The sequence below is a fragment of the Nocardiopsis ganjiahuensis DSM 45031 genome, from assembly GCF_000341085.1.
GTDB classification, from domain to species: Bacteria; Actinomycetota; Actinomycetes; order Streptosporangiales; family Streptosporangiaceae; genus Nocardiopsis; species Nocardiopsis ganjiahuensis.
In genome coordinates, this window is record NZ_ANBA01000029.1 from 46,660 (window position 1) to 71,306 (window position 24,647).

The following is a 24,647-nucleotide window of genomic DNA, read 5'->3' on the forward strand; positions in this document are numbered from 1 at the left end:
GGGCCGCCTGAGCGGTCCAGCGGATGGTCACGGGGTGCAACCCCACCCGGTAGTGGTTACAGACAGTGACGGTAGAGGGGGGCTGGTGTCCAGGTCAAGCCGTTGGTGTGAAACGCGACTAATCAGTGGCCAAACCGTGCGTAGGTGAGACGCCTCTCATTTGGGGAGCAGTGGGGGCGAGTAGGGCACTCCTGGAGGGCGGAAAGCCCGCTCCTGCAGGGAATTTCGTGTTTCCCCCGAATGGGGTGCGAATCCGTAGTGTCATGAAATCGATACTCTTAGTTGGGCAATCGATGGCATGCAGTGTGATGAGCATCACATTCATGGTCTCACGGCGTGGAACACGCCCGAGGGCTCCTCCGTCCGCGCTGGTAGCGTGGCTTCGATCGACATCCTTTAACGACCTGTTCTGTGAGGCAGGGAAGGGGTCAATACTTTGCGTGCGCAAAAACCGACACAGAGCGATACGGGTCCTGGTGTCCCCGTACCGACACCCGAGGTACCGGAAGCCCCCGAGGTACCCGAAGGCACCAGAGCCGTCCTCGACGGCAACGAGATCAACCGGGCACTGACCCGCATCGCCCACGAGGTGCTCGAACGCACCAAGGGCGGAGAGCACGTCACCCTCCTGGGCATCCCCTCGCGCGGCGTACCGCTCGCGCAGCGCCTGGCCCGGCGCATCGAACGGGTCGAGGACCTCAGCGTCCCCGTCGGCTCCCTCGACATCACGATGTACCGCGACGACCTGCACCTGGCCCCGGCCCGCGCCCTCGGCAGGACCGAGATCCCGACCGGCGGCCTCGACGACCGCGTCGTCGTCCTCGTCGACGACGTCCTCTTCTCCGGCCGGACCGTCCGTGCGGCCCTCGACGCCCTCGGCGACCTCGGCCGCCCCCGCGCGGTCCAGCTCGCCGTCCTCGTCGACCGCGGCCACCGCGAACTCCCCATCCGCGCCGACTACGTGGGCAAGAACCTGCCCACCTCCCTGCGCGAGGGCGTCACCGTCCGCCTGGACGAGACCGACGGCCAGGACGCCGTCCTCCTCGGCCCCTCGAAAGCCCGCCCGTCGCCCTCCACCGCCCTCAACCGCGGCCTGCGGCCCAGTTCCTCGTCACATCCGGGTACCACGGAAACGGAAGGGGACGACGCCTGATGCGCCACCTGCTCTCCACCGGCGACCTCAGCCGCGACGAGGCCACCCTCATCCTGGACACCGCCGCGGAGCTGGCCCAGGTCGGGGACCGCTCCGTCAAGAAGCTCCCCACCCTGCGCGGCCGCACGGTGGTCAACCTCTTCTACGAGGACTCCACCCGCACCCGCACCTCGTTCGAGCTGGCGGCCAAGCGCCTGTCCGCCGACGTCATCAACTTCTCGGCCAAGGGATCCAGCGTCTCCAAGGGCGAGAGCCTCAAGGACACCGCGCTCACCCTCCAGGCCATGGGAGCCGACGCCGTCGTCATCCGGCACAGCGCCTCCGGTGCCGCGCACCGCCTGGCCAACTGGGTGGACGGCTCCGTCCTCAACGCGGGCGACGGCACCCACGAACACCCCACACAGGCCCTGCTCGACGCCTACACCATGCGCGACCGCCTGGGCCGCCTGGAGGGCCTGCGCGTGGCGGTGGTCGGCGACATCCTGCACAGCCGGGTCGCCCGCTCCAACGTGCTGCTGCTGACCACCCTGGGTGCGCACGTGACCCTGGTCGCGCCGCCCACCCTGCTTCCGGTCTCGGTGCACACCTGGTCGTGCGAGGTCTCCTACGACCTCGACGAGGTGCTGCCCAAGTCCGACGTGGTCATGATGCTGCGCGTCCAGGCCGAGCGCATGCGCGACTCCTTCTTCCCCTCCGTGCGTGAGTACAGCCGCAACTACGGGCTCGACGGAGAGCGCCTGGGCAAGATGCCCTCCGAGGCCATCGTCATGCACCCCGGCCCCATGGTCCGCGGCATGGAGATCTCGGCCGAGGTGGCCGACTCCCCCCGCTGCACCGTCACCGAGCAGGTCACCAACGGCGTCAGCCTGCGCATGGCCGTGCTCTACCTGCTGCTCGGCGGCTCCTAGCCGTGCTCGTCCCGGGCCTCCGCTTCGCTTCCGCCCCTGTTCGGGCGCCAGGAAGCAAGGCGGGGACCTTCGGCGCCTCCGGTGCGATGGCTCGTTCCTCGCCATCACACCTCCGGCACCTCCCCGGGTTTCTTGCGCCACCACCCGCCGACGCCCGAACGGGTGCCCGAACGCGCCCCCAGGCGCTCGCCGGCACCGACCGGGCCGCCCACGAATTCTCCACGAACACAAGAAAGCCGACACACCCATGCCCGACACCAACGGACCGCACCTGATCCGCGGCGCCCGCCCGCTCGGCGGCGACCCCGTCGACCTGCTGTTCGTCGACGGCCGGATCGCCGCGATCGGCCCCGACCTGGAGGCCCCCGAGGGCGCCCGGACCGTGGACGCCACCGGCCTGATCGCCCTGCCCGGACTCGTGGACCTCCACACCCACCTGCGCGAGCCCGGACGCGAGGACGCCGAGACCGTCGCCTCGGGCTCCCGCTCCGCAGCCATGGGCGGCTACACCTCCGTGCACGCCATGGCCAACACCGACCCCGTCGCCGACACCGCCGGCGTGGTCGAGCAGGTCTGGCGCCTGGGCCGCGAGGCCGGCTACTGCGACGTGCGCCCCGTCGGCGCCGTCACCGTCGGCCTCGCCGGCGAGCAGCTCTCCGAGATCGGCGCCATGGCCGACTCCGCCGCTCAGGTCCGGGTCTTCTCCGACGACGGCATCTGCGTCTCCGACGCCCTGCTCATGCGCCGGGCCCTGGAGTACGTCAAGGCCTTCGACGGTGTCATCGCCCAGCATGCCCAGGAGCCCCGCCTCACCGAGGGCGCCCAGATGAACGAGGGCTGCGTCTCCGACCGCCTCGGCCTGCCCGGCTGGCCCGCGGTCGCCGAGGAGGCGATCATCGCCCGCGACTGCCTGCTCGCCCAGCACGTCGGCTCGCGCCTGCACGTGTGCCACGTCTCCACCAAGGGTTCGGTGGACATCATCCGCTGGGCCAAGGAGCGCGGCTGCGACGTCACCGCCGAGGTCACCCCCCACCACCTGCTCCTCACCGACGAACTGGTGGAGAGCTACGACCCGATCTACAAGGTCAACCCGCCCCTGCGCACCGCCGAGGACGTCCAGGCGCTGCGCGAGGGCCTGGCCGACGGCACGATCGACATCGTCGCCACCGACCACGCCCCCCACCCCGTGGAGGCCAAGGAGACCGAGTGGTCCACGGCCGCCATGGGAATGGTCGGACTGGAGACCGCGTTGGCGGTCGTGCAGCGGACCATGGTCGACACCGGGCTGCTCACCTGGGCGCAGGTCGCCGACCGCATGTCCACCGCGCCCGCCCGCATCGGCCGGGTCGACGGACACGGCCGTGAACTGGCCGTCGGCGAGCCCGCCAACGTCGTCCTGTACGACCCCGCGGCGCCGGTCGAGATCGACGGCGGGGCCATGGTCACCAAGAGCAGCAACACCCCCTTCCGGGGCATGACCCTGCCCGGCGGGGTCCGCGCCACGTTCCTGCGCGGCGTGCCCACCGTCCTGGAGGGGAAGATCAAGTGAGTCCAGACCGAGCAAGCACAGAGAACGCAGTGAACGCCCAGGCCAGTCCTGGTGCGGCAGAGGGGGGAAACGTGTCCGAGGAGACCGGCGGTCCGGCGATTCTGGTGCTTGAGGACGGGCGTGTGTTCCACGGCCGCTCCTTCGGCGCCACCGGTGAGACCTTCGGAGAGGCCGTCTTCAACACCGGCATGACCGGTTACCAGGAGACCCTCACCGACCCCTCGTACCACCGGCAGATCGTGGTGATGACCGCACCGCACATCGGTAACACCGGGGTCAACGACGACGACCCCGAGTCCGGCCGGATCTGGGTCGCGGGCTACGTCGTCCGCGAGCCCGCGCGCATCCCCTCCAACTGGCGCGCCCAGCGCACCCTCGACGAGGAGCTGCGCCGCCAGAACGTGGTCGGTATCGCCCTGACCGGCACCCGGGCCCTCACCCGCCACCTGCGCGACCGCGGCGCCATGCGCGCGGCGGTCAGCAGTGTCGAGACCGACCCCGAGGCGCTGCTCGCCCGCATCCTGGAGCAGCCCCGCATGGCCGGTTCCGACCTGGCCGCCGAGGTCAGCACCGACACCGCCTACGAGATCCTGCCGCCCCAGGGCGTGGAGACCCGCTTCCACGTCGCCGCGGTCGACCTCGGCATCAAGGCGATGACCCCCCAGCGCCTCGCCGAGCGCGGCTGCAAGGTCACCGTGCTGCCCGCCTCCGCCACCGCCGAGGACATCCTCGCGCTGGACCCGGACGGCGTCTTCTTCAGCAACGGCCCCGGCGACCCCGCCACCGCCGACCACCCGGTGAACGCCATGCGCGGCGTCCTGGACGCGGGCAAGCCGCTCTTCGGCATCTGCTTCGGCAACCAGATCCTGGGCCGCTCCCTGGGCCTGGGCACCTACAAGCTGCCCTTCGGCCACCGGGGCATCAACCAGCCGGTCATCGACACCAGCTCCAAGAAGGTGGCGATCACCAGCCAGAACCACGGCTTCGCCGTCGACGCCCCGCTCGACACCCCCTTCGACACCCCCTACGGCCGGGCCGAGGTCAGCCACATCGGCCTCAACGACCAGGTCGTCGAGGGCCTGCGGTTGCTGGACCGCCCCGCGTTCAGCGTCCAGTTCCACCCGGAGGCCGCTGCAGGCCCCCACGACGCCGCCGAGCTCTTCGACGAGTTCGTCGACCTGATGTCCGCCCAGCCCGCACCGGCTGCCAAGTAGTAAGAGGAACAGAGCATGCCGCGCCGTAGTGACCTTTCATCCGTCCTCGTGATCGGCTCCGGTCCGATCGTGATCGGGCAGGCGGCCGAGTTCGACTACTCGGGCACCCAGGCCTGCCGTGTACTGCGGGCCGAGGGCCTCCGGGTCATCCTGGTCAACTCCAACCCGGCCACGATCATGACCGACCCGGAGATCGCCGACGCCACCTACGTCGAGCCGATCACCCCCGAGATGATCGAGAAGATCATCGCCAAGGAGCGCCCCGACGCGCTCCTGCCCACCCTGGGCGGCCAGACCGCGCTCAACGCCGCCGTCGACCTTGACGAGGCCGGGATCCTGGCCAAGTACGGCGTCGAGCTCATCGGCGCCAACATCGAGGCCATCCAGTCCGGTGAGGACCGCGAGATCTTCAAGCAGATCGTCGAGCGCATCGGCGGCGAGTCCGCCCGCTCGCGCATCTGCCACACCCTCCAGGAGTGCCTGGACGCGGCCGAGGAGCTCAGCTACCCGGTCGTGGTGCGCCCCTCCTTCACCATGGGCGGCGCCGGGTCGGGCTTCGCCCACAACGAGACCGAGCTGCGCCGGATGGCCAGCCAGGGCCTCGCTCTCTCCCCGACCACCGAGGTGCTCCTGGAGGAGTCCATCCTCGGCTGGAAGGAGTACGAGCTGGAGCTGATGCGCGACACCAACGACAACGTCGTGGTCGTGTGCTCCATCGAGAACCTCGACCCCATGGGCGTGCACACCGGTGACTCCATCACCGTGGCCCCCGCCATGACCCTCACCGACCGCGAGTACCAGAAGCTCCGCGACATCGGCATCGCGGTCATCCGCGAGGTCGGCGTGGACACCGGCGGCTGCAACATCCAGTTCGCCGTCCACCCCACCACCGGCCGGGTCATCGTCATCGAGATGAACCCCCGCGTGTCCCGCTCCTCGGCGCTGGCCTCCAAGGCCACCGGCTTCCCGATCGCCAAGATCGCCGCCAAGCTCGCCGTCGGCTACACGCTGGACGAGATCCCCAACGACATCACCAAGGAGACCCCGGCCAGCTTCGAGCCCACGCTCGACTACGTGGTCGTCAAGGTCCCCCGATTCGCCTTCGAGAAGTTCCCCGGCGCCGACCCCACCCTCACCACCACCATGAAGTCGGTGGGCGAGGCCATGGCCATCGGCCGGTCCTTCCCCGAGGCGCTCCAGAAGGCCATGCGCTCCCTGGAGAAGGCGGGCGTCGGCCTCACCTGGGCCGGGGAGCCCGGCGACAAGGACGATCTCCTGCGCCGCTCCGCCCAGCCCACCGAGCACCGCCTGCGCCAGGTCCAGCAGGCCTTCCGCGCGGGCGCCACGGTCGAGGAGCTGCACGACGCCACCAAGATCGACCCGTGGTTCCTGGACCAGATGCTGCGCCTGGAGGAGATGGCCCGCGTCCTGGCCACCGCCCCCAAGCTCGACGCCGTCCTGCTCCGCGACGCCAAGGGACTCGGCTTCTCCGACGTCCAGATCGGCGAGATCACCGGCCGGTCCGAGGAGGTCGTCCGCGAGCTCCGGCACGCCCTGGGCATCCACCCCGTCTACCTGACCGTGGACACCTGCGCCGCCGAGTTCAAGGCCCGGACGCCGTACCTGTACTCCAGCTACGACGAGGAGACCGAGGTCCCCACCGGGGACAAGCCCAAGATCATCATCCTGGGCTCGGGGCCTAACCGCATCGGCCAGGGCGTGGAGTTCGACTACTCCTGCGTCCACGCCTCCTTCGCGCTGTCCGACGTCGGGTTCGAGACCGTCATGGTCAACTGCAACCCCGAGACCGTCTCCACCGACTACGACACCAGCGACCGGCTCTACTTCGAGCCGCTCACCCTGGAGGACGTGCTCGAGGTCGTGCGCGCCGAGCAGGCCGCCGGGCCGGTCGTCGGTGTCATCGTCCAGCTGGGCGGCCAGACCCCGCTCGGCCTGGCCCGCCGCCTCAAGGCCGCCGGAGTGCCGATCATCGGCACCAGCCCCGAGGCCATCGACCTGGCCGAGGACCGCGGCGCCTTCGGTAAGGTCCTGGCCGACGCCGGGCTGCCCGCGCCCAAGTACGGCATGGCCTACTCCTTCGCCGAGGCCAAGGCCGCCGCGGACGAGATCGGCTACCCGGTCATGGTCCGCCCGTCCTACGTGCTGGGCGGCCGCGGCATGGAGATCGTCTACAGCGAGACGATGCTCGCCGACTACATCGAGCGCAACGCCGAGGTCAGCCCCGAGCACCCGGTCCTGATCGACCGCTTCCTCGACGACGCCATCGAGATCGACGTCGACGCCCTCTACGACGGCAAGGACCTGTACCTGGGCGGCGTCATGGAGCACATCGAGGAGGCCGGCATCCACTCCGGCGACTCGGCGTGCACCCTGCCCTCGATCACCCTGGGCAGCGAGGACATCGAGCGCATCCGCTACTCCACCGAGGCCATCGCGCGCGGTACCGGGGTCCGGGGCCTGCTCAACGTCCAGTACGCGCTCGCCTCCGGCGTCCTCAACGTCCTCGAGGCGAACCCGCGCGCCTCCCGCACGGTCCCGTTCGTCTCCAAGGCCACCGCGGTGCCGCTGGCCAAGGCCGCCGCCCGCGTCATGGCCGGGACCAGCATCGCCGAACTGCGTGCCGAGGGCATGCTGCCCGCCAAGGGCGACGGCGGCGACCTGCCCGCCGACGCCCCGGTGTCGGTGAAGGAAGCGGTGCTGCCCTTCAACCGGTTCATCAACAAGGAGGGCGAGGGCGTCGACACCGTCCTCGGCCCCGAGATGCGCTCCACCGGCGAGGTCATGGGCCTGGACACCGACTTCGGCTCGGCGTACGCCAAGTCCCAGCTGGCGGTCAACGGCAACGTGCCCACCGAGGGCAAGGTGTTCGTCTCGGTCGCCAACCGCGACAAGCGCTCGATGATCTTCCCGGTCAAGCGCCTGGCCGACCTCGGCTTCGAGATCCTGGCGACCGAGGGCACCGCCGTGGTGCTGCGCCGCAACGGCGTCCACGCCACCGTGGTGCGCAAGCACAGCACGGGCACCGGTCCCAAGGGCGAGCCCACCATCGTGCAGCTCATCCACGAGGGCGGCGTCGACCTGATCGTCAACACCCCGTTCGGCAGCGCGGGCCAGGCCGGTCCGCGTCTGGACGGGTACGAGATCCGGACCGCGGCCATCGCGCGCGGTGTGCCCAGCGTCACCACCGTGCAGGGTCTGGCCGCCGCGGTCCAGGCGATCGAGGCGTACGTGCGCGGCGACATCGGGGTGCGCTCCCTCCAGGAGCACGCCCACGCGCTCACGGAGAGCCGCCGGAGCTCCTAGGCTGTAGTCAGCCCGGGCCGAAGCGGAGCGGAGGCCCGGGAAGGCATGGTCCGCGTGCCGCGGGGGCACCGTCCCCCGCGGCACCGGCCGTACAGCTGAGTTCCAGAGAGGCCACCACCACACATGAGCGACAACGGACCGGTGCAGACCAGGTGCCCCGTGCTGAACGTGCGCAGGGTGGACGCCTACTACGCCATCACCGTCGTCGCGCCGGGAATCGCCGAACGGTTCCGGTCCGGGCAGTTCGTGTCGGTGGCGGTGGGCGGGGACCACTCCAGCACGCTGTTGCGCCGCCCCTTCGCCATCCACGACGTCAAACCCGACTACGGCGGCACCGTCGAGTTCCTGTTCGCGGTGCGCGGCAGCGGGACCGCCTGGCTGGCCGAGCGAAGATCACGCGACCTGCTCGACGTGGTCGGCCCCCTCGGCCGCCCCTTCCCGCTGCCCCGCGACCCCGTCAACTGCGTGCTCGTGGGCGGGGGCTCCGGAAGCGCGCCCCTGTTCCCGCTCGCGCAGTCGCTGCGCAGGCGCGGCTGCCGGGTGGACTTCGTGCTGGGGGGCGCCTCCGCCGACCGCGTGTTCAGCGCCATCACCGCCCGCCGCATCGCCGAGACCGCCGCCTTCACCACCGACGACGGCTCCTTCGGCACGCGCGGGCGGGTCACCGACGTCCTGGGCCGGGTGATCGAGGAGTCCCGCTCCGACGCGGTGTACGCCTGCGGGCCCATGCCGATGCTGCGCGCGGTCACCGCCGTGGCGGGCAACCACGGGATCCCCGTGCAGGTCGCGGTGGAGGAGACCATGGCGTGCGGCATCGGGATCTGCATGACCTGCGTGATCCCGGTGGTGGGGGAGGACGGCATCACCCGGATGGTGCGCTCCTGCGTGGACGGCCCGGTCTTCCGGGGCGAGCAGGTGCGCTTCGACGACGTCGGCACGATCCCCTTCGACGCCCTGGGCGCGCCCGGCTGGAAGGGGTCCAGCGCCGCCCGTGCCGCGGAGTCGGCCCGGGACATCGCCTGATCCCTCCGACCTCGCCCGACACAGAAAGCGCCATGAGAGACCGCGGCAGTGCCGACGGTAGGCCACGAGTGAGCGAAGGCAAGTGAACGCAGACCTCAGGACCAGGCTGGGCTCCCTCCGTCTCCCGAACCCGGTGGTCACCGCCGCCGGGTGCGCGGGTTCGGGGCGCGAACTGGAGCAGTTCTTCGACATCGCGGAGATCGGCGCCGTCACCACCAAGTCGTTGATGCTGGAACCGCGCGCGGGACGGCCCGCGCCGCGCATGGCCGAGACCCCCAGCGGGATGCTCAGCACCACAGGCATGCAGGGGCCGGGGATCGACGTGTTCCTCCAGCGCGACCTGCCCTGGCTGCTCTCCCGGGGCGGCCGGGCGATCGTCTCCATCGCGGGGGCCGGGGTGGGCGAGTTCGGTGAACTGGCCCGACGGGTCTCCGAGGCGGAGGGGGTCGGCGCCATCGAGGTCAACCTCTCCTGCCCGAATCCGGCCGACCCGGCGGGGCGCCGCTTCGCCGACGACGCGGCCCAGGCCGCGACGGTGGTGCAGACGGTGCGCTCTCACGCGAGGTCGGACCTGCCGGTCCTGGCCAAGCTCTCGGCGGACGTCCCCGACGTGGTGGAACTGGCCGGCGCCTGTGTCACGGCCCGCGCAGACGGGCTGACCATGATCAACACCCTGCGGGGCATGAGCGTGGACACCCGCACCCTGCGCCCGGCGGTGGCCGGGGGCATGGGCGGGCTCTCCGGCCCGGCGATCCGCCCTCTCGCCGTGGGGTGTGTCTACCGTGTCCACGAGGCCTTCCCCGAAGTGCCGATCATCGGTGTGGGCGGTGTGCGTACGGGGACCGACGTCCTGGAGTTCATGGCGGCGGGGGCCAGCGCCGTGGGCGTGGGAACGGTGAACTTCTCCGATCCCTCCGCCTGCACGAGGGTGCTCCGGGAGTTCAACGAGGCGCTGGACGCGCGCGGTGTCTCCCGGGCGTCGGAGGTCGTGGGGGCCGCTCACAGGGCGGGAACGGGCGTGTGACGGACAGTGCACGGGTCCGCGGCGCCCTGACCGGCCTGAACGGCGTTGAGATGGCTCTGTGTGGCCGAGCGGGTGCGCCATGGATGCGGACATGGGTTCGCGGGGGAAGCGCGCCTGTGGCCGTTTGAGTGGCCGTTACGGGGAAGTGACGCGGAATGCGTGCATGAAGCGCTCCATCCTGGGAACCGCACATCTTGATGGTGTGCACATGACAGTGAACGTGCATCGGACGGTGCTTGTGTAAGCACATACGCAAGTACGGACGTAAGGCACGAACCGGAAGTTTTCTGGCGCCGGCTCCGAACGCCGGCGGCACACGATTGGAGATACCGACATGACCGCGCCCTCCGCGCCCATCGCCGTCGCGATCGACGCCAACGAGATCGAGACCGCGGCGACCTGGGCCTCTGCGGTCGCCCCGCACGTGAGCACGGTGAAGGTGGGCCTGGAGCTGTACCTGCGGTACGGCCCCGAGGTGGTCAGCGCCGTGCGCGGCGCCAACCGGGTGGGGGTCTTCCTCGACCTGAAGCTGCACGACATCCCGGCCACCGTCGCCGGGGCGACGCGCAGCGTCGCGGGCCTGAGGCCCTCGATCCTCACGGTCCACGCCACCGGGGGAGCGGACATGGTCCGGGCGGCGGTCGAGGCCGCGCCGGACACCAAGATCGCGGCGGTGACGGTGCTCACCTCCATGAACGAGACGGACCTGGAGCAGGTGGGGCTGCTCGGTCCGGCACGGGACGCGGTGCGACGCCTGGCGGCGCTCTCGGTGGGCGCGGGCGCGCGCGCACTGGTGTGCTCGCCGCAGGAGGTCGCGCTCGTACGAGCCGAGGTGGGCCCGGACATCACCCTGATCACCCCGGGCGTCCGCCCGGCCGGTGCGGACAGGGGCGACCAGTCGCGGGTGGCCACTCCGGAGGAGGCGATCGAGGCAGGGGCGGACCTTCTGGTCATCGGTCGCCCGATCACCCGTGCCGCGGACCCCGGTGCGGCGGCGGCCTCCATCGCGGCGGCCGTCCGACGCGCCGGGGTCCGTGTCTGAAACCCCTTCACGGGGGTTGCGTGTCCGTGCCCTGCGCGAACTCTGCGGGGTTCGGGCAGGGGTGGGCACGTTTGTCGCACCTGTCCCATCACGCACAGTTGTGGATCACGGACGGTCACCTATTAGGCGTGACCAAAACTAGGGAAACATGGCGAAGAGTGACCCGAGTCACCGCTGGGTGACCTGCGCTGGTGACACGCTTTCCCAGCTCGTCAATCGGGACCAAAGTCCTGATTTTCGTCTCCGACCGCAATGGGAAGGTAACTCTGAGTAGTTCCTTCAATGAAATAGCCCTTGAAAGGGCACTTTACGTTGCCTAACAGGGGTCAGACCTACTAACTTGCGCAGGCGTCCGCCCTCTACAAACGAGTAGAAATCCGAGGTGACCCGGCGTGGCCCTTCCTCCCCTCACACCCGAGCAGCGCAGCGCGGCTCTCGAGAAGGCCGCCAAGGCCAGAAAAGAGCGCGCGGAGGTCAAGAACAAGCTCAAGAACGGCGGCATCTCGCTGTCCGAGGTCCTCTCCAACGGACTCAAGGACGACGTCATCGGCAAGATGAAGGTTTCGGCTCTGCTGGAATCCCTCCCCGGTGTCGGCAAGGTGCGCGCCAAGCAGATCATGGAGCGGCTCAACATCGCTGAGTCGCGTCGTGTCCGGGGCCTGGGTACCAACCAGCGTGCCGCCCTGGAGAGCGAGTTCGGCGACCTCACCAAGTAACACCGGTCCGGTGAAGACACCGGCCAGCACCGTCGCCGACGCGTCCCCCACAGACGCCCGGAGCCGTCGCACCTAGTGGCGGCAGGCGGTGAGCAGCAACCCGACGCCGCGGTCGGCGGACGGGTGGGCCCCAGGTCACACCCCGTCCGTCGCACCGCGGCTCGGTGGTATAAAGGGAGCTTCCCGCGACCGTACGCTGCGCACCAGAGCGCCAGCACGAGCCGCCCGCGACGCGTAAGTGCCGGACCGCGAGCCCGGTCCCAGGCAGCGCACACGAGGCCCACGGCCCACCGCGTGGCGGAGAGCCGAATGGAAGCCTGATACTCACATGCCTGCGCAGACCGCAGACCAGTCCCGACCGGCCGAGAAGCGGCTGACCGTCCTGTCCGGCCCCTCCGGCGTGGGAAAGAGCACGGTCGTCGCCCATCTGCGACAGGTCAACCCCGACGTGTGGCTCTCGGTGTCGGTGACCACCCGCAAGCCCCGCCCCGGCGAGCGCGACGGGGTCCAGTACCACTTCGTCACCGACGAGGAGTTCGACCGCCTGGTCGCCGAGAACCAGCTCCTGGAATGGGCCCAGTTCGCGGGCAACCGCTACGGCACCCCGCGCGGGCCCGTCGAGGAGCGCCTCGCGATGGGCACCCCCGTGCTGCTGGAGATCGAGCTCCAGGGCGCGCGCCAGGTGCGCGAGTCCATGGACGACGCCCTGCACGTCTTCCTCGCCCCGCCCTCCTGGGAGGAGCTGGTGCGCAGGCTGACCGGTCGCGGCACCGAGTCCGACGAGGTGATCCAGCGCCGGCTGGAGGTCGCCAAGGTCGAGCTCGCCGCGGAGAAGGAATTCGACACAACCCTCGTCAACACGTCCGTACAGGAAGTGTGCGACGAGCTGCTAGCGTTGATGACCGCACCCAAGGTGTGATAGCAGGCGCGCCGAGCGATCGGTGGCAGCGCCCCGCACCGGGCCCTGAGAACCTGAGTTCCAAGAGCACATCCAACCAACGTCACGGCTTTCGACGAGCCGGAGACCGTCCCTGGGGGTAACAAAGTGGCTGGTACCGAGCCCGTCGCCGAAGGCATCACCAACCCGCCGATCGACGACCTGCTGGAGTGCGTCGACAGCAAGTACAGCCTGGTCACCATGGCCTCCAAGCGGGCCCGCCAGATCAACGCCTACTACGCCCAGCTGGGCGAGGGCCTGCTGGAGTACGTCGGCCCGCTGGTGGAGACCCAGGTCCAGGAGAAGTCCCTGTCCATCGCCCTGCGCGAGGTCAAGGCCGGCCTGCTCACCGCCGAGCCGTACGAGGGCACCTGAGCAACACCCTGAGCACGTACCCGTCGGGCGCACGCCCGGGGCACCGACCGCGCCCGGCGCACCCCCACCCGGGGCGTGTGCCGGGCGCGGCCTGGTAGAACTCCATGTGTGAGTGACACAGATTCCGTTCCCCAGGTGGTCCTCGGCGTCGGCGGGGGCATCGCCGCCTACAAGGTGTGCGAGCTGCTCCGACGACTGACCGAGTCCGGCCACCGGGTCCGGGTCGTGCCCACCGCCGAGGCCCTGCGCTTCGTCGGTGCGCCCACCTGGGCCGCCCTGTCCGGCCAGCCCGTCGACACCGGTGTGTGGGACGAGGTCCACGAGGTCCCGCACGTGCGCATCGGCCAGTCGGCCGACCTCGTCTTCGTCGCCCCGGCCACCGCCAACCTCATGGCCAAGGCCGCCGCCGGTCTGGCCGACGACCTGCTGACCAACACCCTTCTCACCGCGCGCTGCCCGGTCGTGTTCGCCCCGGCGATGCACACCGAGATGTGGGAGCACCCCGCCACCCAGGCCAACGTGGCGACCCTGCGCTCGCGCGGCGCCATCGTCCTGGACCCGGCCGTGGGCCGCCTCACCGGGGCCGACACCGGCCGCGGGCGCCTCCCCGAACCCGCCGAGCTGTACGAGGCCGCGCGCCTGGTGCTGCGCCGCGGCGCCGACGCCGGACCCGACCTCGCGGGCCGCCGAGTGGTCGTCTCCGCCGGAGGCACGCGAGAGGCCATCGACCCGGTCCGTTTCCTGGGCAACCACTCCTCCGGCCGTCAGGGCTACGCCCTGGCGCGCACCGCGGCCGCCCGCGGCGCCGACGTGACCCTGGTCGCCGCCAACGTCAGCCTGCCCGACCCCGCCGGGGTGCGTCTGGTGCGCGTGGGCTCCGCCGTGGAGCTGGCCGAGGCCATGGACGCCGAGCGGGCCGGTGCCGACGCCGTGGTGATGACCGCGGCCGTCGCCGACTTCCGCCCGGTCAACAGCGCCGCCTCCAAGATCAAGAAGTCCGGTGACGCCCCGGCGCCCATCGAGCTCGTGGAGAACCCCGACATCCTCGCCGGGCTGGTCGGGTCGCGGGAGAAGGAGGGGACCGCGCAGACGATCGTGGGCTTCGCCGCCGAGACGGACAACGTGATCGAGAACGGCCGGGCCAAGCTGGCCCGCAAGGGCTGCGACCTGCTCGTGGTCAACCAGGTCGGCGGCGGCAGGGCGTTCGGCACCGACGACAACCAGGCGACCGTGCTCGGTTCCGACGGGATCGTCGTGGACATTCCCACAGGTCCCAAGGAGGACCTCGCGGACCGGGTGTGGGACCTGGTGGTCGAACGGCTTCCGGGATGATCGCCACCCTCGACGCGGGAACCCCCGCCGTACGGCGCCTTCCGGCGCCCCGGTGGGGCCCCGGCGGTAAATCTCCCGCCTGCCGCGCTGGATTCCTACCGCTGAGTACGACACACTTCCTTCGGGTGCCCGCGAACGGCTGACGAGGCCGACCGCCGGGCGACCGCCCCCACCATGCCCGTTACAGTGGACCAATATCCAACCGCGTCGGTCGGTATTGCCGCCCCGGCAGGAGCCGAGGAACGGACGACGCCGCACCGACACATGTCAGCCAGCAGCCGCTGCAAGGAGTCACGCAACGTGTCCCGCCGCCTTTTCACCTCCGAGTCGGTCACCGAAGGCCATCCCGACAAGATGGCCGACCAGATCAGTGACGCGATCCTCGACGCGATGCTCACCACCGACCCCGGCAGCCGGGTCGCGGTCGAGACGCTGATCACCACCGGTCAGGTCCACATCGCGGGTGAGGTCACCACCCAGACCTACGTCGACATCCCCGCCATCGTGCGCGAGAAGATCCTCCAGATCGGATACGACTCCTCCGCCAAGGGGTTCGACGGTGACTCCTGTGGGGTCAACGTCTCCATCGACGCGCAGTCTCCGGACATCGCCCAGGGCGTCGACACCGCCTACGAGGCGCGCGTCGAGCACGAGGACGACGCCCTCAACCGGCAGGGCGCTGGTGACCAGGGCCTGATGTTCGGCTACGCCAACCGCGAGACACCCGAGCTGATGCCGCTGCCGATCAAGCTGGCGCACTCGCTCTCCGAGCGGCTCGCCGAGGTCCGCCGCAACGGCACGGTGCCCTACCTGCGCCCTGACGGCAAGACCCAGGTCACCGTCGAGTACGAGGGCCAGACCCCGGTCCGCCTCGACACCGTCGTGGTCTCCAGCCAGCACTCCGCGGACATTAACCTCGACGAGATGCTGACCCCGGACATCCGGGAGCACGTCATCGAGCCCGTGGTCGCGGCCTACGGCCTGGACGCGGACGACTACCGCCTCCTGGTCAACCCGACCGGCCGCTTCGAGATCGGCGGCCCGATGGGCGACGCCGGCCTGACCGGTCGCAAGATCATCGTCGACACCTACGGCGGTTACGCCCGCCACGGCGGCGGTGCCTTCTCCGGCAAGGACCCGTCGAAGGTCGACCGTTCGGCCGCCTACGCCACCCGCTGGGTCGCGAAGAACATCGTCGCGGCCGAGCTGGCCGAGCGCGCCGAGGTCCAGGTGGCCTACGCGATCGGCAAGGCGCACCCGGTGGGTGTGTTCATCGAGACCTTCGGTACCGAGAGGGTGGCCCCGGAGCTGATCGAGAAGGCCGTCAAGGAGGTCTTCGACCTGCGTCCCGCCGCCATCGTGCGCGACCTGGACCTGCTGCGTCCGATCTACTCCAAGACCGCCGCCTACGGTCACTTCGGCCGTGAGCTGCCGGAGTTCACCTGGGAGCGCACCGACCGCGCCGCGGCGCTGCGTTCGTTCGTGGGCGTCTAGACCTCACACCAGTCGAACCCGTCGAGGACGGGCGGTCCCCGTGGCCGCCCGTCCTCGGTGTGTTCGGGGCCCTCCGCACGCCTTACGCCCCATTTGACTACTCTGTGTTATTAATTGTTCACAGAAAGTCATTAGTTGTGCCGCCATGCGGAGGGGGAGCACCATGGCCGTGCCAGCGGTGGTGTCGGCAGTCGGGTTGGCCGCGATGATCGCGCTGCCCGGGCAACCGGTTCAGACGGACGAGGGGGCGGTCCCCGGGGCCGGGAGCCTGCACGTCACCGTCCAGGACCGGTCGGAGGGCCGCCTGCGCCCGGGCGACCGGGTGGAGTACACCATCAAGGTGCGCAACGCCGGGTACGAGGCCCTGCCGGACGCGCAGATCGTGCAGTTCCTGCCGCCTTCGATGCGTTACGTCTCCGGGGCGCCGGAAGGGGTCGAGGAGGGGCGGGCGGAGTGGGGCCAGCCCTTGGAGCCGGGTGAGCGCGCCGTTGTCACCGTGGTCGGTGAGCTCTCCGAGGTGCCCGAGGGCGCCCAGCAGCCGGTCTCCACGGTGTGCCTGCGTCCGGCGGCCGACGCCGCCCTCACCTCCTGTGCCGCCTCCGTCCACCAGGTCAAGCGCGTCCTGCCCCTCGTCTGGGTGCTGGCGGGCCTGTCCCTCGTGTTGTGCGCTGCGGTCGCCGCGGGCGGCTACCTGCGCTATCGGGGGACGCGCAGACCGAGGCCGGAGCCGGAGGTGCCGAGCAACCACAGTCCGGGTTCGGTGCCCAATATCCGCACCTTTCCGGGCAGGGCGCCCGTCTATCACCTGGACGCCCATCGGTAGTCGGAAGCCGGAGGGCCGCACCCGGAGGGGTGCGGCCCGTTTTCATGTTCCAGAGATGTCATGGATTTGCCGGAGCTTTCCACGCGGAACCAACGCCATTGTGTGACTTACTGTAATTGGAAGAACACACTGTGCGTATGGATGACTCCTGTGCATACGCGCCCAAGGCGCCTGTTTCCACCGTCAGCGCCCGCAGCCTGATCCGGATGGCCGCCGTCTCGGCCAGCGCCGCGATCGTGGCTCCGTTTCTCTGGGGGATGAGCCCTGCTCTGGCCGACGACATCGAACGCGCGGACCAGGCGGTCGAGTCGGCCGGCGAGCCGTCCGGATCCGCCTTCGAGGACCCCGCCGCTCCGGTGGCCGTCGAACTCCCCGACCTCGTCGCCAACACCCTGCCGGACCAGGTTCCCTACGAGGTCAGGGCTCAGGTCGAGGCTCCGGACACCGCCTCCACCGGAGTGGCTGAGAGTTCGCAGAAGGGTCAGGAGTACAAGCCCGGTAAGCCTGGTGAGGACGGTAAGCCGGGTAAGCCTGGTGAGGACGGTAAGCCGGGTAAGCCTGGGGAGGACGGTAAGCCGGGCAAGCCTGGTGAGGACGGGAAGCCCGGTAAGCCTGGTGAGGACGGGAAGCCCGGTAAGCCTGGTGAGGACGGGAAGCCCGGTAAGCCTGGTGAGGACGGGAAGCCCGGTAAGCCTGGTGAGGACGGGAAGCCCGGTAAGCCTGGTGAGGACGGTAAGCCGGGTAAGCCTGGTGAGGACGGTAAGCCGGGTAAGCCTGGTGAGGACGGCAAGCCCGGTAAGCCTGGTGAGGATGGCAAGCCCGGTAAGCCTGGTGAGGATGGCAAGCCCGGTAAGCCTGGTGAGGACGGTAAGCCGGGTAAGCCTGGTGAGGACGGCAAGCCGGGTAAGCCTGGTGAAGATGGCAAGCCCGGTAAGCCTGGTGAGGACGGCAAGAACGACGACCCCGAGCACCCGAAGCCCGAGCAGCCTGAGCACTTGAAGTCCGAGCACTCGAAGTCCGAGCACCCGGAGCAGCCCGTTCTCGCACAGACCGGTGCGCCGGTCGCCATCCCCGCGGTGGGCGGTCTGGTCACGGCTGTGACCGGTGCCCTCGCCATGGTTCTGGGCCGCCGCAGGTCCTCCGAGTGACGGCCGACCGCTAGCCGGACACACGAACGGGCCGCACCCCGGGAAAGGGGTGCGGCCCGTCAGCGCTTCAGGGAGAAGAGCCTCAGCTCATCTCGCCCAGTGCCTTCTCCGCCTCGGCCAGCCAGGAGCGGCGTGCCTCGAGGGCGGCCTCGTGCTCCTTGATCCGGCGGGCGTCGTTGTTGGCCTTCGCCTTCTCCAGCTTGGCCTCCAGCCCCGCGATCGCCGTCGACAGCTGGTCGACGGTGTCCTTGGCGCGGGCCAGCGCCTCGGGGTTGGTCCGCTCCCACTCGGCGTCCTCGGCGCGGCGCACGCTGTCCTCGATCTGACGGAACGCGCCCTCCATCTGGTCGCGCACGTCACGGGGCAGTTCGCCGGCCTCCTCCCAGGCCTCCTGGAAGTCACGCAGGCGGGCGCGGGCACGGCGCGGGTCGGAGATGCCGGGGATCTCCGCCTTGGCCTCGGCCAGGATCTGCTCCTTGGCCTCCGCGTTCACCCGCAGCTCGGCGTCACGCTCGGCGAAGGTCGCGTTGCGGGCGTCGAAGAAGGTGTCCTGGGCGGCCTTGAACCGGGTCCACAGCTTGTCCTCGCTGGCCCGGTCGGCCCGGCCGGTGGACTTCCAGCGCTGCATCAGGTCGCGGTAGGCGCGGGCGGTGGGCCCCCAGTCGGTCGAGCTCGACAGGGCCTCGGCCTCGGCGACGATGCGCTCCTTGTCGGCGCGCACGCCCTCCCGCTGCTGGTCCAGGCTGGCGAAGTAGGCCTTGCGCCGCTTGGAGAAGGAGTTGCGGGCCGCGGACATGCGCTTCCACAGGGCCTGCTCGGTGGGGCGGTCGGCCCGGGGAGCCTTCTTCCACTCCTCGATGAGCTGGAGCATCCGCTCGCCGCCGGACTTCCAGTGCGTGGTCTCCGCCGCGACGCGCTCGGCCTCGGCGACGATCCGCTCCTTGGTCTCGCGGGCCTGTCCGCGAGCCTCCTCCTGGGCCTGCTTCTGCTCGACCTTGCGCTCCTCGGCGCGACCGGCCAGGTCGTCCAGACGCCGCATCAGCGAGTCCAGGTCACCGACCGCGTTCGCGTCCTTGACCGCGGAGCGCAGCTTGTCGATGTTGGCCATCGCGGCGGAGGCGGACAGGTCGGTGCTGCGGAGGCGCTTCTCCAGCAGCTCCACCTCGGTGACCAGAGAGTCGTACTTGCGCCGGAAGAAGGCCAGGGCCTCCTCCGGCGCTCCCGCCTGCCAGGATCCGACGACCCGTTCGCCTTCGCCTGTGCGCACATAGACCGTGCCGTCTTCGTCTACGCGGCCCCAAGGGTCCGTGGTCACCGTGTCCTCCTGCTGTCATGAACCCGGCCGGTCGAGGTCGGGTTCGGGTCGTCGCGGCGGTACCGCGCCTGTTCGTGATGGGAACCACCGTGCACCAGCACGATATCCATACGTTTCGGCGGACAACGACGCGCCGTGTTTCACATCAACGCAGATCGAGAGTTCTGCTCCCGCTGTCGTGCCGTCGTCCGGGCCCGCCATCCGCCTCGGAGGAGGCGCAGGTCGAAGGCCTCGGTGTATACGACGACGGTGACCAATATGGCATTGCCGCGCGCTTTGGCAAAGAGCCCGGGCGCGCGCGGTGATCGAATGGTGATCAAACGCGTTCCCACCGGCGGCTCCCGGTTCGCCCGCCCCGACCCGGATCGGTAGGCTCTCCGGCTGGGGAAGGTGTGTTCCGGCTGTGGTCGGGCGCCCTCCCGAGCCAGTAGCGACCACCAGGACAGGACCACCACCGCCGTGCTCATCGCCGCTCTTCCCACCGGGCCCCTCGCCGCGAACTGCTACGTGGCCGCACCCGCCCCGGGCGGCGAGTGCGTCATCGTCGACCCCGGTCAGGAGGCGGCGCCGCAGGTGGCCCGTGCCCTGACCGAGCACGGACTCGCCCCGGCCGCGGTCCTGCTGACCCACGGGCACTTCGACCACGTCTGGTCGGCCGCCGAACTCGCCGACCGCCACGGGATCCCGGTGTACCTGCACGGTTCCGACCGCGGGCTGCTCACCGAACCCGCCGCGGGGGTCGACGCCGGTTTCGCGGCCCAGCTCCAGATGCTCCTGGGACCGGGCCCCCACCCCGAGCCCGCCCAGCTGGTGGAGCTCTCGGGCGGTGAGACCCTCACCCTGGTCGGCATGGAGTTCACCGTGGAGCACACCCCCGGCCACACACCGGGTTCGGTCGTCTATGTCACGCGCACCGGGGACGGGGTGCCGGTGATGTTCGCCGGGGACCTGGTCTTCGCCGGTTCCGTCGGCCGCACGGACTTCCCCGGCGGGGACGGAGCCGCGATGACGGCCAGCCTCGCCCAGGCCGTCCTGGCGCGCGGCGACGACACCCAGGTCCTCCCCGGGCACGGCCCCGCCACGACGGTGGGGCGCGAGCGCGCCACCAACCCGTACCTGCGCGGCGTCGCGGGCTGACCACGGGCCGGCCGTCGGCCCTCCCACCTCAACCGGGAGACCGGCGGTGCCGTTGGCGGTAGGATTCCAGATGTTCAAGGGGCAATGCCATGCCTTCAGCCGGGCCCGGTCTCGGGCTCCCCGGCATCCTCGCTCAGCCGCGTAGTTAGTGGACTTGGTAACTCATGCATCGTTACAGGACTCATTCGTGTGGTCAGCTCCGTAAGGAGCACGTCGGGCAGCAGGTGCGCCTTTCTGGTTGGGTGCACAATCGCCGGGATCTCGGTGGTCTGCTCTTCGTCGACCTGCGCGACCACTACGGGGTCACGCAGCTCATGGCCCGCCCCGAGTCCCCGGTGTTCGAGGAGCTCAGCAGGATCTCCAAGGAGTCGGTGATCCAGGTCACCGGTCTGGTCGCCGCCCGCAGCACGGAGAACGTCAACCCGAACCTGCCCACCGGCGAGATCGAGATCGAGGCGACGGAGGTGGAGGTCCTCGGCACCACCGAGGAGCTGCCGCTGACCGTCTTCCCCGAGGACAACACCTCGGAGGAGCGCCGGCTCACCTACCGCTTCCTGGACCTGCGCCGCGAGCGGATGCACCGCAACGTCATGCTGCGCTCGCAGGTGGTGGCCTACATCCGCCAGAAGATGACGGACCTGGGCTTCAACGAGTTCCAGACCCCCATCCTCACCAGCTCCAGCCCCGAGGGCGCCCGCGACTTCCTCGTGCCCTCCCGCCTGCACCCGGGTGAGTTCTTCGCCCTCCCGCAGGCGCCGCAGCAGTTCAAGCAGCTGCTGATGATCGCCGGGTTCGACCGCTACTTCCAGATCGCGCCCTGCTTCCGCGACGAGGACAGCCGCGCCGACCGCTCGCCCGGCGAGTTCTACCAGCTCGACGTCGAGATGAGCTTCGTCGAGCAGGAGGACGTCTTCGAGGTCATCGAGAAGGTCATGACCGACGTCTTCCGCGAGTTCTCCACGGACTGGGAGATCACCTCCCCGTTCCCGCGGATCGCCTACCGCGACGCCCTGCAGTGGTACGGCACCGACAAGCCGGACCTTCGCGCGCCGATGAAGATGCTCGACGTCAGCGAGCTCTTCGGCAAGACCGACTTCCGCGCCTTCGCGGGCAAGAAGGTCCGCGCCCTGGCCGTGCCCCAGGTCGGCGACAAGCCCCGCAAGTTCTTCGACGGCATCGGCGACTACGCCGTCGAGCAGGGCGCCAAGGGCCTGGCCTGGCTCAAGGTCGGCGAGAACGGCGAGCTCACCGGCCCCATCGCCAAGTTCGTCACCGAGATCACCGACGAGCTCCTCGAGACCCTGGGCGCAGGCCCCGGCTACGGCCTGTTCTTCTGCGCCAGCGAGGACGAGGACGAGATCAACCGGATCATGGCCCCCGTCCGCGTCGAGGCCGCCAAGCGCGCCGACCTGTTCGAGGACAAGGTTTACCGCTTCTGCTGGATCGTGGACTTCCCGATGTTCGAGCGCTCCGATGAAGGCAGCATCGAGTTCAGCCACAACCCGTTCTCCATGCCGCAGGGCGGGATGGACGCGCTGGAGAACCAGGACCCGCTGGACATCCTCGCCTGGCAGTACGACATCGTCTGCAACGGTACGGAGCTGTCCTCCGGCGCGATCCGGAACCACTCGCCCGAGATCATGTACAAGGCCTTCGACATCGCGGGCTACGACAAGGACGCGGTCGAGGCGGAGTTCGGCGGCATGCTCAAGGCGCTGAAGTTCGGCGCTCCGCCGCACGGCGGCATCGCCCCCGGCATCGACCGGATCGTCATGCTCCTCGCGGACGAGCCCAACATCCGCGAGACCATCGCCTTCCCGCTGAACCAGAACGCGCAGGACCTGATGATGGGCGCGCCCGCGGTCGTCTCCGACCAGCAGCTCCGCGACGTGCACATCCGCACGGTCGTTCCGGAGGAGAAGAAGAAGTAACCGGGTGGTCCCGGGGTCGAACGGGGCGTCGGAAGCCGGATCCGTCCGGTGACCGGCGCCTCGTTCTTATTGCCTGGATGTCCGGCCCGCCCCCTTGTTAACCTGGGCCCGTGTTTCCTCTTCTGTTCCTCTGATCGAGCCCCGGCGCCCGTCCCCGCATCTGCGTGGCCACGGGTGCCTGACGCATGTCCTGACCCCTTCCGGGTCTCTTCGTCAGCTCGATGAGCTCACACACCCCGACGTGACCTCGCGGCGCGATTCCGCACGGTGATCCCGCGCTGTGACCTCACCGGGCGGAGCTCTGTTCGGAGGAACATTGGCCACCCTCGACCCCAGATCCGTATCCGGACTGCCCGCCGGAGAGCGGGCCCAGCTCACCGCGACCGGTATCCGCATCGCCCGGGGCGGCCGTACCGTCCTGTCCGGCGTCGACATGACCGTCTCGTCCCGGTCCCGATGGGGCGTCGTCGGCGAGAACGGCCGTGGGAAGTCCACGCTGCTGCACATCCTCGCCGGGGCGCTCGAACCCGACTCGGGCACCGTCCGGCGGATCGGCACCCTCGGCGTCGCCGAACAGGAGATGGCGTCCGTCGACGGGCGCACCGTCGGGAACCTGATCGACGTCGAACTCACCGACGCCCGTGCCGCCCTGGTCGCTCTCGACGCCGCTGCCGAAGGGCTCGCCACCGGCGATCCCCGGGCCGCGGAGAGGTATACCGAGGCCCTGGTCACCGCCGAGGTGCTGGGCGCATGGGACGCCGACCGCCGGGTCGACCTCGCCCTGGAGAACCTCGGCGCCGTCACCGACCGGTCACGGCCCCTGGCGTCACTGTCGGTCGGACAGCGGTACAGAGTCCGGCTGGCCTGTCTCCTGGGCGCCTCACACGACTTCCTTCTCCTGGACGAGCCCACGAACCACCTGGACGCCGCCGGGCTCGACTTCCTGACCGACCAACTGCGCGGCCACCCGGGCGGTGTGGTGCTCGTCAGCCATGACCGGGCCCTGCTCTCGGACGTGGCCACCACCATGTTCGACCTCGACCCCAGCCGTGACGGGGGACCCCGTGTCTACGGCGGGGGCTTCGCCGGCTACCAGGAGGGGCGGCGCGCGGAGCGGGAGCGCTGGGCCCAGGAGTACGAACAGCAGCGGGCCGAGCACGCACGCCTGACCCAGGACCTGTCCGAGGCGCAGAACCGGCTGGTCAGCGGATGGCGCCCGGACAAGGGCACCGGCAAGCACCAGCGGGCGACCCGGGCGCCCGGGCTGGTCCGCGCAGTACACCGGCGCCGCGACGACCTCGAGGCGCACGCGGTCACCATGCCGCCGCCCCCGCTGAGGTTCCGGATGCCGGAGCTGCCCGCCCGGCCCGGGACGGTCCTGCTGAGGGCGGAGGAGGTCGCCGTCGAGGGCAGGTTGGACTCGCCGGTCACACTCGCCCTGGAGTCGGGTTCGCGGCTCGTGGTCACCGGGCCCAACGGCGCGGGCAAGTCGACACTGCTGGCAGTGCTCGCCGGGCGGATCGAGCCGACCGGGGGAAGCGTGCGCACCGCGCGTACGGCCCGGGTGCGGCTGCTGGCGCAGGAGTCGCCGCGCGCCGGTTCCCGACGCGCCCACGACGTGTTCGCGGACCACGTGGGCCGACTCGTCAGCGAGGGTGTGATCGGGGAGGACGAGACGGTCTCTCCGAGCTCCCTCGGGCTGCTCTCGTCCGCGGAGCTCGGAAAGCCGCTGCGTGAGCTGTCCATGGGCCAGCAACGCAGGCTCGACCTCGCCCTGACCCTGGCGTCGCGGCCGCACGTCCTGCTGCTCGACGAGCCGACCAACCACCTCTCGATCCCGCTCGTCGACGAGCTCACCGAGGGTCTCGGCGCCGTCGACGCGGCGGTGGTGCTGGCCACCCACGACCGCGGGCTCCAGCGCGACGTCGGTTCCTGGGAGCGCCTCGGTCTCGGCGCGGCGGCGCGGGGTGAGCCCTCGGGGGTGAGCCCTCGGGGGTGAGGCGAGTTCTCGGCCGACCGGTTCGGTGCCCGTAAAGAACGTCCTTTGAACGTGCCACATTTGGCTAAAAAGCGAAAAGTGGTTATAAACGGGTCAAAAAGACCGCCCGTAAAGGGGAAGAGAACGACACGCGGATGCGGCCGGGCCCGTCATCCCCTACCGTTGGGGGCGAATCACCCTCCCACGCCGAGAGCCGCACGTGT

General features: G+C 70.1%; 19 protein-coding genes. 18 read left to right on the forward strand and 1 reads right to left on the reverse strand.

What is annotated here, in order from left to right; translation table 11 throughout:
• The first annotated feature begins 436 nt into the window (after positions 1-436).
• From pyrR to D458_RS35925, 15 genes are all read left to right on the forward strand, one after another.
• Complete coding sequence (gene pyrR, locus D458_RS34570) at positions 437-1,153, forward strand: bifunctional pyr operon transcriptional regulator/uracil phosphoribosyltransferase PyrR (protein ID WP_152521288.1); 717 nt, start codon at positions 437-439, stop codon at positions 1,151-1,153.
• Complete coding sequence (locus tag D458_RS0129910; RefSeq protein WP_017590399.1) at positions 1,153-2,061, forward strand: aspartate carbamoyltransferase catalytic subunit; 909 nt, start codon at positions 1,153-1,155, stop codon at positions 2,059-2,061. The genes pyrR and D458_RS0129910 overlap by 1 nt, the downstream gene beginning before the upstream one ends.
• A gap of 247 nt (positions 2,062-2,308) precedes the next feature.
• Positions 2,309-3,610, forward strand: coding sequence for a dihydroorotase (locus D458_RS0129920; protein WP_017590401.1), 1,302 nt, complete (start codon positions 2,309-2,311; stop codon positions 3,608-3,610).
• A gap of 71 nt (positions 3,611-3,681) precedes the next feature.
• Entirely contained in the window at positions 3,682-4,824 is a 1,143-nt protein-coding gene (gene carA / locus D458_RS0129925; protein ID WP_017590402.1) for a glutamine-hydrolyzing carbamoyl-phosphate synthase small subunit, read from the forward strand.
• A 15-nt stretch (positions 4,825-4,839) separates the two neighbouring features.
• Positions 4,840-8,148: a carbamoyl-phosphate synthase large subunit gene (gene carB / locus D458_RS0129930; RefSeq protein ID WP_026119825.1), complete on the forward strand. Its 3,309-nt coding sequence runs from the start codon at positions 4,840-4,842 to the stop codon at positions 8,146-8,148.
• A gap of 123 nt (positions 8,149-8,271) precedes the next feature.
• On the forward strand, positions 8,272-9,171 hold the full coding sequence (locus D458_RS0129935; protein ID WP_017590404.1) for a dihydroorotate dehydrogenase electron transfer subunit: 900 nt from the start codon (positions 8,272-8,274) through the stop codon (positions 9,169-9,171).
• An 82-nt stretch (positions 9,172-9,253) separates the two neighbouring features.
• On the forward strand, positions 9,254-10,195 hold the full coding sequence (locus D458_RS0129940) for a dihydroorotate dehydrogenase (protein WP_017590405.1): 942 nt from the start codon (positions 9,254-9,256) through the stop codon (positions 10,193-10,195).
• 334 nt (positions 10,196-10,529) lie between these two features.
• Positions 10,530-11,237 carry an orotidine-5'-phosphate decarboxylase gene (pyrF, locus tag D458_RS0129945; protein ID WP_017590406.1) on the forward strand — a complete coding sequence of 236 codons (708 nt, stop codon included), beginning with the start codon at positions 10,530-10,532 and terminating at the stop codon, positions 11,235-11,237.
• Positions 11,238-11,629: 392 nt separating this feature from the next.
• A complete protein-coding gene (gene mihF, locus D458_RS0129950; protein WP_017546565.1) occupies positions 11,630-11,953 on the forward strand; it encodes an integration host factor, actinobacterial type in 324 nt (107 codons plus the stop codon).
• Positions 11,954-12,281: 328 nt separating this feature from the next.
• Entirely contained in the window at positions 12,282-12,872 is a 591-nt protein-coding gene (gene gmk / locus D458_RS0129955) for a guanylate kinase (RefSeq protein WP_017590407.1), read from the forward strand.
• Positions 12,873-12,998: 126 nt separating this feature from the next.
• Positions 12,999-13,265: a DNA-directed RNA polymerase subunit omega gene (gene rpoZ, locus D458_RS0129960; protein ID WP_017590408.1), complete on the forward strand. Its 267-nt coding sequence runs from the start codon at positions 12,999-13,001 to the stop codon at positions 13,263-13,265.
• 135 nt (positions 13,266-13,400) lie between these two features.
• The gene (gene coaBC, locus D458_RS0129965) at positions 13,401-14,597 is read left to right on the forward strand and encodes a bifunctional phosphopantothenoylcysteine decarboxylase/phosphopantothenate--cysteine ligase CoaBC (protein WP_017590409.1); all 1,197 of its coding nucleotides are present in this window, start codon (positions 13,401-13,403) and stop codon (positions 14,595-14,597) included.
• Between the two features lie 300 nt (positions 14,598-14,897).
• A complete protein-coding gene (metK, locus tag D458_RS0129970) occupies positions 14,898-16,091 on the forward strand; it encodes a methionine adenosyltransferase (RefSeq protein WP_026119826.1) in 1,194 nt (397 codons plus the stop codon).
• A gap of 163 nt (positions 16,092-16,254) precedes the next feature.
• Positions 16,255-16,914: a DUF11 domain-containing protein gene (locus D458_RS0129975; RefSeq protein ID WP_026119827.1), complete on the forward strand. Its 660-nt coding sequence runs from the start codon at positions 16,255-16,257 to the stop codon at positions 16,912-16,914.
• Between the two features lie 206 nt (positions 16,915-17,120).
• The gene (locus tag D458_RS35925; RefSeq protein ID WP_086002551.1) at positions 17,121-18,062 is read left to right on the forward strand and encodes a collagen-like domain-containing protein; all 942 of its coding nucleotides are present in this window, start codon (positions 17,121-17,123) and stop codon (positions 18,060-18,062) included.
• A gap of 82 nt (positions 18,063-18,144) precedes the next feature.
• On the opposite strand, the gene D458_RS0129990 is transcribed toward D458_RS35925, so the two are convergent.
• Positions 18,145-19,377: a DUF349 domain-containing protein gene (locus tag D458_RS0129990; RefSeq protein ID WP_026119828.1), complete on the reverse strand. Its 1,233-nt coding sequence runs from the start codon at positions 19,375-19,377 to the stop codon at positions 18,145-18,147.
• A gap of 459 nt (positions 19,378-19,836) precedes the next feature.
• Between D458_RS0129990 and D458_RS0129995 the strand changes: the two genes are divergently transcribed.
• From D458_RS0129995 to D458_RS0130005, 3 genes are all read left to right on the forward strand, one after another.
• Positions 19,837-20,514: an MBL fold metallo-hydrolase gene (locus D458_RS0129995; RefSeq protein WP_017590415.1), complete on the forward strand. Its 678-nt coding sequence runs from the start codon at positions 19,837-19,839 to the stop codon at positions 20,512-20,514.
• A gap of 164 nt (positions 20,515-20,678) precedes the next feature.
• Positions 20,679-22,445 carry an aspartate--tRNA ligase gene (gene aspS / locus D458_RS0130000; protein ID WP_083936476.1) on the forward strand — a complete coding sequence of 589 codons (1,767 nt, stop codon included), beginning with the start codon at positions 20,679-20,681 and terminating at the stop codon, positions 22,443-22,445.
• Positions 22,446-22,761: 316 nt separating this feature from the next.
• Entirely contained in the window at positions 22,762-24,444 is a 1,683-nt protein-coding gene (locus D458_RS0130005) for an ABC-F family ATP-binding cassette domain-containing protein (RefSeq protein ID WP_017590417.1), read from the forward strand.
• The last annotated feature ends 203 nt before the right edge of the window (positions 24,445-24,647 follow it).